Below are 16,246 nucleotides of genomic sequence, written 5' to 3' on the forward strand. Positions count from 1 at the left end.
CTCACAACCCTCAATCCGGGTTAGAAACTGTGTAGCACTTTGCCCTTGACATCGCTCTTACAGTTGCCTTTTGTTCCTCTCTAAAATGCTAAAAAATAAAGGTGTATTCCAGCCGGATTTGGTATAATATCAAATCTGTTAGCATCGGGATTATTCATAAATCTATTATCTTTATCGGCTTGAATCAGCGTCAATCCCTTGTCGTCTACGGTGAACAATTTTTTTTTCACCGCAGATACAGGCAGATAAACAGAGATTGACGCTGATTAATTATATTAATTACTGTTGCCAATTCCGTGATTTTTGACTGTTTTTTACGCCCGACGAGGCTACCGGAGTTGATATAACTTTGTATGGGGTTTTTCAGGTGTCCCCAGGTACACAATGGTTGGTAGCTCAAGTGTTTACTACCAACTAATTTTAGTGTGTTGTGCGATCGGGCCTAAGAGCAAATAAAAATTCATCACTAATTCCCCATTCCCATTTCATTGATTCACAATAGAAGGAAAGAAGAGATACACGGATAGCTATTTTTTCCTTTTTCTTGGCGAAGCCCCAATTCTCCATAATTAATTCAAATACTTAGCTTAGGATAGCGAAATCTGCTTGCGTAAAAACAGCCGGCGCGGCTGGCCGAACAGCCAACCAGTCCAATTCCAATCCACCTGTTGCAAGCGATAGCCGGCTTGATAGTACAACTGTCGCGCCGCATGATTATTTTCCAGAACGTGGAGGTAAATCTCAGAAAATCCCCATTCTCTGGCTGTCTCCTCGCAGTTGCTGAGCAATTGTTGAGCAACCCCCTGCCGCCGATACTCCGGGTGAACGGCTAAATTCGACAAATAAGGATAGTCAGAACTCGGTATTTGCCAAGGAAAGCGAGAACGCAGAGCCATTTCTACTGTTCCTGCCATGCGCTGAGCTCGGTGCGATTTATAATTCGGCGTTCCCTCCTCGCGCGAGACTAGCTCAGCAACCAGACAAATGTAATGTTCTGCCTTAGAACGCAGTCGATTTTTTAAATCTTCGTAAATGCCCAAACGCAACACTGGATACACCCATTCTACAAACCCCTCGCGGGAGTGAAAGCTCATGGCTAAAATATCAGCTAGCTGTGTTAAGTCGTTGGGCGCAGCGACCCGGATCGAAAAACCAGAAAGTCCGGGAGTTTGTTGTTGGTGAGATGGTGAGGAAAAAAATGAAGGATTCACAATGCCAGGCCACTATATTAATTTTTTTACGCGGGTTTCTAAGCTACCATCTTAGAAAATTCACTGAGGTTATACTGATCTTATAACGTAACTTATAGGCATAGTTTATTAACCAAATTAAATTACATTTTTTTTTGCTTGACTTGAACTATTATTTGAGGTAAATGGGAAACTTTTAGCCTTTAATACTCTAGTTATGAAAAAATAAAACTCATCCCCTAATACTAGATTTGTGGATAAGCTATTTGGCCTTTAAATTGAAGCTCGATCCCGGGCTTTCGGCCGGCATCACAAGAGTTTAAGTAAACAGTAGCTTACAAATTAAATGCGCGACAGCTTAGCGGGCAAGGTATTAAAAACAATCACAAAGGTTTTAATGTCAGGTTCCCGGAATCTTACCGCTCTCTGCTTACGGAAATACCCGATCGAATATAATTTATCCGTCAAGCGGTAGTTGAAAAACTCAACGACTGATCAGACTAACACCGGGCGCGCTGGCGCGTCGGATGTTGCCCGCCGCCCCCCGGCCTGGCACCCCAGCTTTCAGCAGTTGTGGGCAATCTATCGCCCGTCCCCGATCGAACCGGCCTTACCTGTTGAGCTACTGGGTACTTTTCCAACCTCCAATTTAAATTTGGATGCCTGGAAACTGTCTGCAGGGGTTTTCCCCGTCGGTTCGATACTCTGCTGCGCGCGAGCGAGACTTTCAAAACCTCGATCGAGCTGATTGACCCTGCCCAAAAACCGATACCAGCCACCGACACTCGTCGGGGACAGATCAAAATTTTAGACCCTAGTTCAAGCTCCGCGATTCATCTGTGGAGTAAATCTAAAATCTAAAATCTAAAATCTAAAATCGACTGACCGGTTTCCACAGAGTACATCCCTAGCTAAGATTAACAGATGGATGCTCGAGCTTGCGGTGTTTCGCCGTAGTAATTGGCTTGGGCGTTGGTCTGCAGGAGGCACAAAAAATGCCGAGATCGGGGAAAAAAGTGCAAGTCTAACTAAAATGGTACAGCAATTGCGTCACTCCCACAGACACCTCTGTGGTCTGTGAGCCACCCCCGAATATCAGTCAGGGGGTGGGCGCCCGATTGTGGGCGATATCCTTGGCTGACTGTTAAAGTTGCTGTTACTTGGGGGAAAAAACACAGGCGAAGAGGTTGGTTGTCTATTGTATCTTGTTGCGGGCAGCTTTCACATACCAAATAAAATAGTCCCAGGAGCCAGGAGCAAACATAAATTTGGCAAATCAACTCACAATCAGGACGGTTATTCCTATGTATTCTGAGATATCCAGACGGCAGTTAAAATGGTCAAGTTTGTGTTTGCTCTCCTGCTGCATAAAGGTAAGGGGTGAAAGAAAATTATCGGGAGACGGGTGTATATGAATATCATTAAATAATAAAATTGGGGTGCACGACAGATAACTGTGGCTCAGAAGAATTCCGAATTGAAAACCCAGACATCAAAAATCAAGGTTGATGGTTGCCTCGCACACTCACAACAACTTCATATCCACGAATTATTGTGATACCATTTTCCCAAAATAATGGCACTCTAGGCAAAATCCCAACCCTTATGTCATCAGTCATTCGCAATCGAAAATCGAAAATCGAAAATGGTATGACTTCAGCAATTTAAATCGGCGAATTCTTCCTTTAATCAGACTTATTAAATCGAACAGCCCCGGGGCACAGGAGAACGGTGCATGAATTCCCAAGAAAATCCTAAGCTAAAAATTCTGATCGTCGATGACGAACCGGATAACCTCGACTTGCTTTACCGCACCTTTCATCGAGACTACAAAGTGCTCAGAGCCGAATCTGGCCCCGCTGCTCTCGAAATTTTGGCAAAAGAGGGAGAAGTTGCGGTGATTATCTCCGACCAGCGAATGCCAAAAATGAGCGGTACGGAGTTTCTCAGCCTGACGGCAGCTCAGTACCCTGACGTGATCCGAATTATTTTAACTGGCTATACGGATGTTGAAGATTTAGTTGAAGCTATTAATGCTGGCAAAGTATTCAAATACGTTACCAAGCCTTGGGATGCTCAAGAGCTGATAAATCTTGTCAGTCAAGCTGTTGAGACTCACAATCTTCTGAAAACGCGCACCAATGAACTGCGCCGTGCTTTGAGTCAAGAATCGCTGCTTTATGCCGTTACCAATACTATCCGATCGGCTCCCAATTACCAGCAAATGCTGCAAAGAATTGTGGAAACTGTGGGGCAGATGTTTGAGGTGAGTTGCTGTCTGCTGCGGCCGTTCCAAGACGGCCGGGTGGCCGATGAGTGGTTCGTTTACCAGAAGGCAGAAACTCAAGGGTTGGGGGGCGATGAGGAAGCGATGCCCGGTGATGCTTCTGCTGCCGAACTCTCCCCGGATTTGCTGCCGGATTTGGTTTGGGAAACTCTGGATGTGGAGGTGATTCAAGATGCCCAAACTGACGATCGAGTTTTAAACTGGGATAATCAGCACCGACAGCAGGCTTACGAAGCTGCGAATATTCGATCGAGCTTGATTGTACCGCTGTTTTACAAAATCGAACTGATGGCAGTTTTGGCGCTGCACCAGTTTGAGGAACCGCGCCAGTGGCAAGACCACGAGGTACAGTTGGTAATTACGGTGGCAGACCAAGCGGCTTTGGCGCTGTCTCAAGCCCGGGCTTACGAACAGGTGCGGGCGCTGGCCAAGCGCGAGGCCTTAGTCAATACTATTACTACGGCAATTCGATCGAGTCTCGATCCCCAAAATATTTTTGCAGCCATTACTCAACAACTCGGCCAAGCTTTGCAAGTTGACGGCTGCGCCCTATCTCTGTGGACAGAAGATGATGAATACGTCCAATGCGTGGGGCTATACGACACAAATAGGGATACCGTGGCTGTAGAACAGGGTTTTATTGACAATCCAGAGGTAGTTGCCAACTCTCTGGGCTACGAGACGGCTTCTGGCGATGCTGCTGAGAACACTCGCGCCTGGGTTTTTGCCCATCCTTCTTTGCCACAGTCTTTGGTGCCGATTCGGGGCAATCCGGTGTTGCTGCAAGTTATGGTATCAAAAGAGCCGGTGGCGATCGAAGATCTCGACGAACACCCCGAGTTAAATGTTACAGAACTGCAAGTTCGATCGCCAGCCCGCGCCCTCTTAGTCGTTCCCTTACTCTCAGAAGGCAAAATCATCGGCAGCATTTCCCTGCGCCAAAATCACAGCATCCGCCGCTGGAACATCTCAGACATTGACCTGGCTCAAATAGTCGCAACTCAAGCTGCTCTGGCCGTGCAGCAGTCGCGCCTCTACCAGACTACCAGACAGCAGGCAGAACGGCTTCTGGAAGCCGATCGACTCAAAACCGAATTTTTCCAAAATATCTCCCACGAGTTCCGCACCCCTCTAACTCTAACTATCGGCCCTCTGGAATCAGCTTGCAGGCGCAAAGAAGATTTGCCCTACGAACAAGCCGTAATCGCTTTGCGTAATTCCCGCCGCCTTCTGCGCTTGGTAAATCAACTGCTGGACTTGCAGCGGCTCGATGCCGGACGGATGCAGCCGAGTTTCCGCCCCTGCGATTTGGTCGGTTTCTGTTACTCTACCGCAGAGTCGTTCCGCGCCTACTGTGAGAAAAAAGGACTGCACTTAATTACCCAACTGCAAGAATGTCCTTTACTTTATTTGGACTTGGAAAGATTTGACAAAGTTATTTACAACCTGCTGTCAAATGCTGTCAAATTCACCCCAGAAGGCGGAACTATCACCCTGAAAGTTGAATCGGCCGGCGCTCACTGCTTGTTACAAGTAAAAGACACGGGGATCGGCATTCGCACCGAACAAATTCCCTATTTATTCGAGCGGTTTCACCAAGCCGAAGGTTCAGCTAGCCGTTCCTACGAAGGCAGCGGTTTAGGTTTGGCACTTGTCAAAGAATTAGTCGAACTCCACGGCGGTCAAATTTCAGTTGAGTCAGTTTACGGTGAAGGTACTACTTTTACCGTTTGGCTGCACTTCGGTTCGACTCACTTGCCCCCGGAACAGGTACTAGAAATACCTGCGGAGTTTCACTCATCCAAAGCTGCGGTAGAACTGGCAGATGTGGAGGCGGAGTTGTCGGAAAATGAGGCTGAAAATCATAACTTTGAGGCGCTCCAACCTGTCAGATCAGAGACAGCAGTGGGAACGGTTTTGGTGGTTGACGACAATCCTGATTTGCGCTTTTATGTGTCGGCAATTCTGCGAGATTCCGGCTTTGCAGTTTTGCTCGCCCGCAACGGAGAAGAAGGATTTGCCGTGGCTAAAAAACGTCGCCCTAATTTAATTATAACTGATTTGATGATGCCTTTGATTTCGGGCTTGGATTTGATTCGGATGATTCGAGAGGATGAGGAATTGCAGGGAACTCCGGCAATTTTGCTGACTGCTAAAGCCGACGAAGATACTCGAATTGAAGGAGTAGAACGGGGTGCGGATGCTTATTTATCCAAGCCTTTTAACGATCGAGAATTGTTGGCGGAAGTGCGAAATTTGATCGCCCTCAAACAAAACGAGCGCCGAGTGCAGCAGTTGAACAGTTATTTAACTGAGTCGGTGCTACGCCGATTTTTGCCGCCGGCGATGGTGAAGGCCGCAGCGGCTGGAGATTTGGCATTGGATTTGCGCCCGGAACCGCGATTGATTACTATTTTGTTTAGCGATATTGTCGGTTTTACTCAAATGGCAAATACGCTGCGATCGCGCCGGGTAGCTGAGCTGTTGAATGAATATTTGGCGGCAATGACTAAGGCTATTTTTGACAGCGGCGGTACGGTGGACAAGTTTGTTGGAGATGCGGTAATGGCTTTCTTTGGCGCGCCGGAGGAACTAACGCCTAATGAGCAAGTACGCCGCGCTGTGGCTGCTGCTGACCAAATGCTGCGATCTCTGAAGGAGCTTAACAAGGGCTGGTTGGAGCAGGGAATTGTTGGGGAAAATGGCGTGCCTCCGGTGCGGTTTCGCTGCGGAATTCACCAGGGTACTGCGGTGGTGGGGATGTTTGGCGGCCCCGATCGATCGGATTATACTGCGATCGGGCCGAGCGTGAATATTGCCGCCCGCTTGCAAGAGGTGACGGAACCAAACACGGTGCTAATTTCGGCGGCGGTTGCAGATTATGTGGAGGAAAATCGCATTGTTAAATATAAGCCTTTGAAACTAAAGGGAATTGATGAAACGGTATTGACTTTTTTACTAAATTGTGATTAGTCATTAGTTGTTTGTTAAGTATTATATGTTGATATCCCACACACAATCTCGGAAACAACCTATTCGTAAATACAGCCGATTTCAACTGAGTGAAGTACATTCACCCCACCCGCCCCAAGGCTGTTTGATATCGATTCCGCTTGCACCCGAATCGATATCAATTGTTTAATCTTTAATCTAAAATTTACAATCGACTCACCAAAGTTCAAGATTCCAAATGGCGGCTGGGGAGTAAAATCTAAAATCTAAAATCTAAAATCTAAAATCTAAAATCTAAAATTGACTGACTTTCCTTAATCAATTGTTTAATCTTTAACCTAAAATTTACAATCGACTCACCAAAGTTCAAGATTCCAAATGGCGGTTGTGGAGTCAACTCTAAAATCTAAAATCTAAAATCTAAAATCTAAAATCTAAAATTGACAGACATTCCTTGCTTCCATCTATCAAAAGAGGGAGTTTTTTTAACCGTTGGTCGGCGGATAACCTCTCTCTAGAGAACGGTTCAGCCGAGCGCTCTGATCGAGTAGAAATAGAATGTCATATCTGATTGTGTATTGTATGAAACTGAATTCTTTTACGAAAGGGCTTTCGACAGTCGGGCGCTGGATGGCTACAACTGTGCTTTGCGTGTCAGCGATGGCCTTCGTTTGGTCTGGTGCGTTCTTCTCCAACACCGCAGCAATGGCTTCTCCTGCTGTAAACTTGATCGCAGCAGCAGATGCGGGCGATGCGGTTCAAGAAAAAGCCAGCAAAGATGCTGGACGAGCCAAGAACTTCATCCGAGATACAGAAGAGAAGGTTAAGGAAACTGCCAAGACAAATGCTTCTAAAGTCGATCGAGCATCGGATGATGGTAGTGTAGTAGAGCGCAAAGCTAAGAAAGATGCGGCCACAATTGAGAAAAGAGCATCCGAAGATTCAGCTCGGACTCAGAAAGCAGTAGACAATACCAAGAATGCTGTCGAGAGCGCTGTTGACAGCATCAAGGGTGTTTTTGGCAAGTAGACAATAAATAAGTAGGTAAGCGCAAAAAAACAATAATATCTTGCAGGGGCTTGTAGGGGCGGCTTTAGGGCTTATCTACAGTAAGGGCGAGTCGATCGTTGCAGAACCCGCCCTCTCCCCAAGGAATGTTTATTTGTACTTACTTACTTGAAACTGAAAGATTGATGTACATTGACCAAGACCTTTAGACGGCTCGTGTAAGCGACCCCAAGCCATTGTTTAAAATTGTCGCAAAAAGCGCAAATCGCTAGCATAAACCCGGCGAATGTCGTCGATTTCATAAAGTACCATTGCGAACCGCTCGACACCAAAACCGGCCGCAAACCCCGTATATTTTTCTGGATCTAAACCGACTCCTTTAAGAACATTCGGATCGACTGTTCCGCAGCCCAAAACTTCCAGCCATTTGCCGTTCCACTGCAAATCAACTTCCGCAGAAGGTTCGGTAAACGGAAAGTAACTGGTGCGGAAACGGATAGGCAAATCTTGCCCGAACATTTGCCGCAAAAATTCTTTAATTGTGCCTTTCAAGTCCGTAAATGTCAGACCTTCATCAATTGCTAAAAGTTCAATTTGGTGGAAGACTGCTGCGTGAGTAGCATCGACAGTATCGCGGCGGTAAACGCGGCCCGGAGAGACAATCCGAATCGGCGGTTTGTGCTGTTCCATGTAGCGAATTTGCACCGATGATGTCTGAGTCCGCAGCAAGTCGCCGCCTGGTAGGTAAAATGTATCTTGCATATCCCGCGCCGGGTGGTCTGGCGGTGTGTTCAGCGCCTCGAAGTTATAATAATCTGTTTCCATTTCCGGGCCGTTGGCGACGGTGTATCCGAGGCCGACAAAGATATCGAGAGCGCGGTCTATGACGGCGTTTAAGGGGTGAACGCGGCCTTGGGGGCGAAAAATCCCCGGCATCGTGACATCGATGGTTTCTGAGGCTAATTTGGCTTGGATTTGGGCGGTTTGGAGGGCGGCGCGCTTGTCTTCTAAATCCGCTTGCAGGGCTTCTTTGACTGTATTGGCGATCGCACCTACTTTGGGTCGCTGGTCTGGCGACAGTTTGCCCATCATGCCTAAAATTTGAGAGAGTTGGCCTTTTTTGCCGAGGTAGCCGACGCGCAACTGTTCGAGTTGTTCGAGGGTATTGGCAGTGGCGATCGCACTTTTGGACTCTTGACCGAGGGTTTCTAGTTGAGTTTCAATGTCGCTTAGCTGGACAGTCATTTTGATTTTAGATTTTAGATTTTAGATTTTAGATTGATGGCTGTTTTGGGCCAAGTTGAGTTTAGCGCAATTTTGGCTCTACAGTCTTGTTGATTTTAGATTTTAGATTTTAGATTTTAGATTTTCGGCAGTTACGGATAATTTGTAATAAGTAATTCGATGTTAGAGCGATCGCCCTAGTTAAATCTAGTTTAGTATTGTTATAAGGCCTATAAAAATTTCAATGAAACTTTTAATTAGCAACGACGACGGCATCTTTGCACAAGGCATCCGCAGCCTCGCCAACGCTCTCGCCGACGCAGGTCACGACGTGAGCGTAGTTTGTCCCGACAGAGAGCGTTCAGCTACCGGCCACGGCCTTACCCTGCACCAACCCATCCGCGCCGAGATTGTCGAATCTATTTTTGATCCTGCAGTCCAAGCTTGGGCCTGTTCGGGCACTCCCGCCGACTGCGTGAAACTTGCTTTGTGGGCTTTACTTGACAAACCGCCGGATTTTGTCCTTTCCGGTATCAACCACGGGCCCAATTTAGGCACGGATATCATCTGTTCGGGTACGGTTTCGGCAGCAATGGAAGGAATTATGGAAGGCATTCCCAGCATTGCTTTCAGCCTCGCCAGCTTTACTTCGCAGGAATTTGGGCCGGCGGTGGATTTCGCTGTCACCTTGCTGGCACAGTTGGAAAAACAGCCAATGGCGAAACCGATGTTGTTGAATGTCAACATACCAGCAGTCTCACAAGCAGAAATTACCGGAGTTGCGATCGCCCGTCAAGGCATTCGCCGCTATTTCGACATATTTCAAAAGCGCACCGATCCGCGCGGCAAAACTTATTATTGGCTGGCTGGGGAATTGTTAGAAGATGTAGAAGAAATCGCCGATTCGGCGGTGCCGCATGATATTCCTACGGACGTACAAGCTATTCGCGACAACAGAATAACCGTAACTCCTTTGCAATATAATCTCACCTGTGCTCCAGACTTGCACTCGTTGCGGGATTGGCAATTTGAAGGTTTTCCCAAGCAGTGAGCTCCGATCGACCCGATCGGAGCGGTAAACTAGGAATTAAGGAAAAGTGCCTCTAAAGGTCTATACCTTAGGCGTTAACACAGGCTCCCAATTACTTGTTAGTTTTTTTTACTCAAGAAAAACAGTTATGAACGCTCCCACCTATAACACTCATTCTGTCACTTGCCCGATCTGCAACCGTTCTAGCGTCGTAGGCCCAGTCGGGATGGTCAGTGGACTATTCACTTGTCCCCACTGTCATTCTCATATGGTAATTAGCTGGAGCGGTCATTTTGTGCGCGATCCTTTTAGTCTCAAACAACTGACGGTGGGAAAAATGCTCAGGCGCGAGAGCAGACCGTTAGCTCGCCTTCAGCGGGACTTTGGGCTGGGTAAGCCTTTTCCGCTGATTGCAATTTTGGGCAGTGTGGTCTTTTTCGGGTGTGCGCTAGCCGCTACGGAACAATCGCTACCCCGACAGAATTCACTTCAAGGACTTTTAGAGTGGGTGAGCGGAACTGGTAATTCCCAAGATGCCTCACGTTAACATTTCTTAAAAGAAATTGTGACAGATACTGCGTGCAAATATCTATTCCTTTAGGTAGAAATCACACTATTTTAGCAACTGCATCCATCTTGAGCTAGGGGTAAGCACTTAGACGCTGTGCCCTTCATTGTGTGCCCAAAAACGTCAAAACCCCAGTCCGGCAGGGGTTAAAACCCCTGCCTCAAAGCTCAAGTCTGGTGGGCTTAAGTCTCACGAGGGTTTTTCGGGTTAAGTTGACACATATCACATCGCTTAATTTAGAAACTCAGCAATTTTTCTAACTGCTGCTTCCAAAATTGCTGGCGACTCGACTAAGGCAAATCGCACGTAGCCTTCTCCTGATTTCCCGAAACCGGCACCGGGGGAGGCTGCGACTCCTGTACTCTGTACTAGCTGAGTGCAAAATTTCACGGAATCTTGGGCCCAAGGTTCCGGCAGTTTCGCCCAGACGTACATGGTGGCAGGGGGTACGGGTACTTGCCAGCCGATGCCCTGTAGCGCGTTTACAAAGGCATCCCGCCGTTTTCTGAAGGTTTCTACGCTGGTTCTGACGGTATCTTGAGGGCCTGTTAATGCTGCGATCGCTCCGTTCAAAATCCCTCGGTATTGGTTGAAGTCCACTGCGGCTTTTACCTGTCGCAGCGCTGCAATTAGTTCGGAATTGCCGATCGCATATCCGACTCGAAAACCTCCCATACTGTAGGATTTGGATAGTGTAAAAAACTCGATCGCCACACTCTTATCTCGATCCGCCTGAAATATTGACGGCGCCATCAATTTTCGATATTCTTCCTCGTTACCAGACTCTGCCTCTATGAGAGAATTGCGATCGTCAAAAACCAAATCCACATAAGGGAAATCGTGAACTAAAACAAGTTGATGTTCCCGACAAAAAGCCACAGCTTTCTCAAAAAAAGCAACCGGGGCGATCGCAGTTGTAGGATTGTGAGGATAGCTCAAAACCATCATCTTCGAATGAGCCAGCACTGCTGTCGGAATATCTTCAAATATCGGCAAAAACGCATTTTCTGCTAATATCGGCATCGGATAAATTTGACCGCCTGCCAAATGCACACCGCCCGCGTGGGAAGGATAGCCCGGATCGAGCAACAAAGCAAAATCTCCGGGGTTTAGTACAGCTAAAGGCAGATGCGCCGTGCCTTCTTGGGAACCAATTAACGGCAGCACTTCTGTTTCTGGATTGACTGCAATTCCAAATTTTTGCTCGTACCAAATAGCTGCTGCTTCCCGAAAAGATTTCGTCCCGTTAAATAGCAAATAGCCGTGGGTGCTGGTGTCGGACAGAGAATGTGCGATCGCATCTGTAATGTGAGCAGCCGCCGGCAAATCCGAAGAACCCAGAGACAAGTCAATCACATTTTGCCCCGCTGCTCTAGCTTGAGCTTTTGCCCGATCCATATCGGCAAATACATTAAATTGCAGTGGTTCTAAACGTTTAGCAAATTGCATATTTTCTATATTTTTGTAGAATTTTAAGGACTATTTTTATATTAGCTAAATTATTTTTTTTGCTAACCGCAGAGAGCGCAGAGGGCGCAGAGGAATATCGAGGAGAAAAGAGAGGTGTTAAAAAAATATTTTCGATTGCTATAGTTGTGAGTTGGGAGTTGGAAACTCCCGAATCATTTCCCAACTTTATAAGTGGGCGTCCAGCAAACCGATCAAAGTTTGTTTAGTAATAGCTCCTTCGTGAGAAAGCACTACTTCGGCATTTTTAAACAGCCTGAGAGCTGGGACTCCTTCTACTTTATACTGCTTGACAGTATTAGGATTGGGGTCAATTTCCATTTTAACCACTTTCAGCCGATCGCTGTAGTTGGCCGCCACCCAGTCTATCGAAGGCGCGATCAGTTTGCAAGGCCCGCACCAAGTAGCCCAAAAATAGGCAAGCACTGGTTGCTCTGCTTTCAGGACTTCTGTTTCAAATTTTTCGTCGTTAATGACAATTACACTGTTGCTCATGGTTCTGCGATTATTTTTTCTATTTATTTCTAAAGCACCGGCGGGCGTGAAACTTGCACCAACTTAGAAGACAGGCCCAAAAAACTGTTACTAATTTTAAAACATTCTGCGAATTATTGAGTGCAAACTCAGGACAGGGGACTGATGGCTAATTCTGTATGGCGTTTAATTCCACTGTTGTCGGCGTCTGGTAGCGTGCAGATGGCGATCGACCAATGGCTGCTGGAACAGCATCTAGCGGGCAAAAATCCGCCTACTCTGCGATTTTACACTTGGCAACCGGCGGCGATTTCCTTGGGCTACCACCAGCGCAGGTGGCCGGAGTTTTGGCAGCAGTTGTCTTGGCAGGGAATGCCTGTGGAGTTGGTGAGGAGGCCCAGCGGCGGGCGCGCAGTGTTGCATCAAGGGGATTTAACTTATGCAGTTGTGGCGTCGGGATTTGGAAGCAGCCGTATCAAAGCTTATCAGACTATTTGCGAGTTTTTGATTGAGGGTTGGAGGGCGATGGGTTTGGATTTGCAATACGGGGAAGCTGGAAGGGGTTATATTCACAATCCGAATTGTTTTGGTACTGCGACTGGTGCAGATTTAGTTACACTTGATGGCTGCAAGTTAATTGGTAGCGCGCAATTGCGACGGGGTGATGCTATTTTGCAGCACGGTTCGATGCGTTTGGAGCCGGATGTTAAATTATTTTCTCAAGTGTTTGAGGAGGAATTAATGCCTGTGCAATTACCTCTATCGGAACGGGGAGATGATTTGATTGCAACTGTAATTGATGTCTTGAGTGCGGCGGCTTGTCGCTGTTTTGAGATTGATTTGAAAGTGCAGCCACTTTCGGATCGGGAATGGCAGGATATTTTGGAATTAACAAGTAATAAGCTGTTGCACCTTTAACCTGCATATTTGGGGGCGGGCTTTACTGCTGCATTTTCGGAACAGCCAAAATGGCCGTTCCACAAGAGATTTCTCGAATAATTATTGTGGGGGATGTCAAAAAGTCGGCCGCCTTTTGGGAACAGGCAAGATGGCCGTTCCACAACAAAGAATTTTTATTGTAGAACAGCCATCTTGGCTGTTACTGATACAAGTTAAAAACTTGTACACTTCTTTTTATTAAAAGTCTTCTGGCCCGTTGCTCTAACGTTGCCAAAAAAGTTAAATTTATATGCAGTACAGCTTATGGCTGTGGCTGAGTTTGAACGATCGGCTCTTTGGCAATTTCGCCCAATTTCACAGAATCCAGCAAGCTTTCCCAATCAGCCTTGAACGTTGTATCATTAGGCTGATCGCGGCGAGCGGCAGCTAAAGTGCTGAGGGCATCTTGCCAAATCCCATTTTCAGCATAAATAAAGGTTTGTTGGCGCGGATCTGCCTGAGCTAATTGACGACGGATATCTGCACTGAGTTCAACTCGCCGTACAGTACCGCTTTCGATCTGATCGGCCGATCGGTCTAGAGAGTCGCAAATCACTGTAAAATTCCAACGGTAACTTTTGCCTACTTCCAAGGGCGGCACATTTTGGTTAGCGGGGATACTAACGCCGATCACCCCTGATAAATTGCTAATTGTGAGATCCTGTTTATAAATCTGCTTGCCGCTTTCATCTTTTAGGATAAATTCGGCTGATTGCGCCTCTGTTTGAGGCAAGTAGAAAAAGAACGTTGGATAGTCGGAAACAGTCCGTCCCATCTTATTTTTAGGCACTAAGGCTGTGAGACCTAGCTGACTAATGCTCGCGCAGCCACCGCGCACAGGGCGTCCCGGTTGAGTGGGGGGCGGAGCCTCCCTATCTTCAGTAGGCTGAATGAAGCGCGGCCCTCCCGGTATAGGGTTGGGTGGGCGGTCAGGTGTGGTTATTTTGGGCTGTCCCACAACTGCAAATTGAGAAATGTTAAGTGTGGCTATCAATACTATTGAGCCAACTGATATCAGATTGATGAGAAACTTAGTAATTGTTTTCATATTAACTCCATGAATTTGTAGGGAGAGATTCTCTCTTTTTATTTCTTTTTCCTTCCCAAAATCCGGTAGACATTAACTTTTTGTTCCCTGCCTCTTAACGGTAAAGGTCCCCAAGATTCTACCTCAAATTTGTCCGCCAGATGCAGAAAGGTTTCTTCTGCAATCAATATCCGGCAAGTGTCCTCTTGCCGATGCTTTTCGCAGCTTTCCAGGCGAGAGGCAATATTTACGCTGTCGCCGATCACTCCATATTCTAAACGGGTTGTGCCTCCCAGACTACCCACCATAACAGGCCCTGTAAAGATGCCTACTCGCATTTTTACGGCCGGTAAACCGCGTGTGAGCCAATTTTGATTCATTTCTGGCAAGCGCGAACTGATAGCTAGAGCGCAAGATACGGCGAGGCGAGCATCTTCGGCAATTTCTTCTGGAGTGGTGCGCGGAATGGGTACGCCAAATACTGCCAGCATTCCATCTCCAGTAAATTTATTAATCACGCCTTGATGTTCTTGGACTTCTTGGGCCATTGCTGATAAATACTCATTTAACCAACTCATTACCACTTCTGGTGGTAGTTTTTCGGAGATTGTACTAAAACCCTGCAAGTCGGTGAGGACGATCGTAGCAGTAACTTTTTGACCCGGCAATAACCCTGATTCGAGCAGATGGACGCGCTCTTTCCACAAGGCATTTGCGATCGCAGGTGATGTTTGTTGTCCTAATAACTTCATCACAATCCCTTGCTGTTGCCTCGACTGCTCGTATTTATAGGTGACTGCGACTCCTGCGGTGATTAAAAGTGCCATAGCAGGGGAAATTAGAGGTATCCACCCCTGTTGCATGAAGAGGAAAAAGGTGAATCCGAATAATGAGCCGCAACCTACGATCGCGATCGCGATCAAATCCAGGGACTTTTCTAACCGCCAAGCTAAACAACCGCCCACTGCGCCCCAAAAAGCCATCCAGAGCATTTCTTGCCATTCGTCCCAATACCAAAATAGCCCTTTGCCGTCTAACACTGCACTGAGAATTTGGCTGGTGGCCGTTGCATGAATTAATACCCCAGGCGTCGGGATATTACCGTTTTTAGTAGCGCTGTAAGGTGTCGAAAAAATATCTTTTACAGTTGGGGCGGTAACGCCAATTAAGACTATTTTACCTTTTACCAATTTGGGGTCAACTTTGCCCTCCAACAATTGAGTTAGTGTTACGATTTCTGCTATCTTTTTAGAAGAGCGGTAATTGAGCAATATTTGATAGCCTTGAGCAGGAATGTTCTGATAACCTCCTGAGTTCGAGCGCAACTTTGAAAATACTGTTTTATCTACGATAAATTCATTGTTTTCTGTAGCTTTAGATTCTATTTTGTGGCTATCAAAATATGCAAAAGCTAGCCTGGTGGAAAATGAATAAAACGTGTTTTTACCATCGCCAATAGAAATCACATTGCGACGCACTATACCATCGGGATCGAGATACAAATCGTTAAATCCTACCCGATCCTCGGGTATGTTGGGAGGTGGCTGCACTCGATCGTACTTTGAGGTGCCGATGAAGGTAATGGGAAATACCTTGGGGTTTTTCAGTTGAGTTGCTAATTCTGCATTCCCCGGTTCGTAGGGAATATCACGAATTATATCCATGCCAATAGCTGTGGCTTCCAAACGCGCTATTTCGGCGATAGCTTTTGCTAAAACGCCATCAGAAATTGGCCATCTGTTTAAAGCACTAATGTCCCCATCGGTGACTTCAACTATCAGTAACCTGGGGTCAGGGCCAGGATCGGGTCGCAACTGCACCATGAAGTCGTAAGCATTTAATTCTAGTGGCTGCAACCCGCCTAAATGCCGCACTCCCAATAGAGTTCCGGTCACGACAATCCAGATAATAGCAAGAGGCTGCAAGTCAGGGAAGGGGAAGGAATGAGTTAAGTTTTTCCAACTCCACCCTCTCTCCTTCAACTGACTATGAACTTGATGAAAGAATTTGGGCATATTAATAATTGTTGGTTTCAACAATCTAACATTGGCGCGCTCGTAAATGCCCCTTACCTATGCCG

The 16,246-nt window shown here is 46.7% G+C and carries 13 protein-coding genes; 5 read left to right on the forward strand and 8 right to left on the reverse strand.

The genetic code is table 11. The annotated features are described in order from the left end of the window. Positions 1-80: 80 nt before the first annotated feature. The 3 genes from NDI35_RS11465 to NDI35_RS11475 all read right to left on the reverse strand — a co-directional run bounded on the left by NDI35_RS11465 (position 81) and on the right by NDI35_RS11475 (position 1,993). On the reverse strand, positions 81-230 hold the full coding sequence (locus NDI35_RS11465) for a hypothetical protein (RefSeq protein WP_445312846.1): 150 nt from the start codon (positions 228-230) through the stop codon (positions 81-83). Between the two features lie 357 nt (positions 231-587). After that, a complete protein-coding gene (locus tag NDI35_RS11470; RefSeq protein ID WP_333178813.1) occupies positions 588-1,211 on the reverse strand; it encodes a GNAT family N-acetyltransferase in 624 nt (207 codons plus the stop codon). A 479-nt stretch (positions 1,212-1,690) separates the two neighbouring features. Then, positions 1,691-1,993 (reverse strand): hypothetical protein, encoded by a 303-nt coding sequence (locus NDI35_RS11475; protein WP_445312847.1) that lies wholly within the window; start codon positions 1,991-1,993, stop codon positions 1,691-1,693. Between the two features lie 932 nt (positions 1,994-2,925). Here NDI35_RS11475 and NDI35_RS11480 point away from each other — a divergent pair. Both NDI35_RS11480 and NDI35_RS11485 read left to right on the forward strand, forming a co-directional pair. Next, positions 2,926-6,450 (forward strand): response regulator, encoded by a 3,525-nt coding sequence (locus NDI35_RS11480; protein WP_445312848.1) that lies wholly within the window; start codon positions 2,926-2,928, stop codon positions 6,448-6,450. Positions 6,451-7,011: 561 nt separating this feature from the next. After that, on the forward strand, positions 7,012-7,458 hold the full coding sequence (locus NDI35_RS11485; RefSeq protein WP_445312849.1) for a hypothetical protein: 447 nt from the start codon (positions 7,012-7,014) through the stop codon (positions 7,456-7,458). 219 nt (positions 7,459-7,677) lie between these two features. On the opposite strand, the gene pheS is transcribed toward NDI35_RS11485, so the two are convergent. Further along, complete coding sequence (gene pheS, locus NDI35_RS11490) at positions 7,678-8,682, reverse strand: phenylalanine--tRNA ligase subunit alpha (RefSeq protein WP_015177077.1); 1,005 nt, start codon at positions 8,680-8,682, stop codon at positions 7,678-7,680. Positions 8,683-8,905: 223 nt separating this feature from the next. Here pheS and surE point away from each other — a divergent pair, with 223 nt between their 5' ends. Both surE and NDI35_RS11500 read left to right on the forward strand, forming a co-directional pair. Continuing rightward, positions 8,906-9,712 (forward strand): 5'/3'-nucleotidase SurE, encoded by an 807-nt coding sequence (surE, locus tag NDI35_RS11495; RefSeq protein ID WP_445312850.1) that lies wholly within the window; start codon positions 8,906-8,908, stop codon positions 9,710-9,712. Positions 9,713-9,839: 127 nt separating this feature from the next. Then, entirely contained in the window at positions 9,840-10,238 is a 399-nt protein-coding gene (locus NDI35_RS11500) for a hypothetical protein (protein WP_445312851.1), read from the forward strand. 252 nt (positions 10,239-10,490) lie between these two features. On the opposite strand, the gene NDI35_RS11505 is transcribed toward NDI35_RS11500, so the two are convergent. Further along, a complete protein-coding gene (locus NDI35_RS11505) occupies positions 10,491-11,708 on the reverse strand; it encodes an LL-diaminopimelate aminotransferase (RefSeq protein WP_445312852.1) in 1,218 nt (405 codons plus the stop codon). A 186-nt stretch (positions 11,709-11,894) separates the two neighbouring features. Then, entirely contained in the window at positions 11,895-12,221 is a 327-nt protein-coding gene (locus NDI35_RS11510; protein ID WP_333052940.1) for a thioredoxin family protein, read from the reverse strand. Between the two features lie 144 nt (positions 12,222-12,365). Between NDI35_RS11510 and NDI35_RS11515 the strand changes: the two genes are divergently transcribed. Next, positions 12,366-13,118 (forward strand): lipoate--protein ligase family protein, encoded by a 753-nt coding sequence (locus NDI35_RS11515; protein WP_445312853.1) that lies wholly within the window; start codon positions 12,366-12,368, stop codon positions 13,116-13,118. Between the two features lie 283 nt (positions 13,119-13,401). On the opposite strand, the gene NDI35_RS11520 is transcribed toward NDI35_RS11515, so the two are convergent. Both NDI35_RS11520 and NDI35_RS11525 read right to left on the reverse strand, forming a co-directional pair. Further along, positions 13,402-14,187, reverse strand: coding sequence for a DUF928 domain-containing protein (locus tag NDI35_RS11520; RefSeq protein ID WP_445312854.1), 786 nt, complete (start codon positions 14,185-14,187; stop codon positions 13,402-13,404). A gap of 38 nt (positions 14,188-14,225) precedes the next feature. Next, a complete protein-coding gene (locus NDI35_RS11525; protein ID WP_445312855.1) occupies positions 14,226-16,181 on the reverse strand; it encodes a CHASE2 domain-containing protein in 1,956 nt (651 codons plus the stop codon). Positions 16,182-16,246: the final 65 nt, after the last annotated feature.

The sequence above is a fragment of the Microcoleus vaginatus FACHB-2002 genome, from assembly GCF_040004035.1.
Taxonomy (GTDB): domain Bacteria; phylum Cyanobacteriota; class Cyanobacteriia; order Cyanobacteriales; family Microcoleaceae; genus Microcoleus; species Microcoleus vaginatus_C.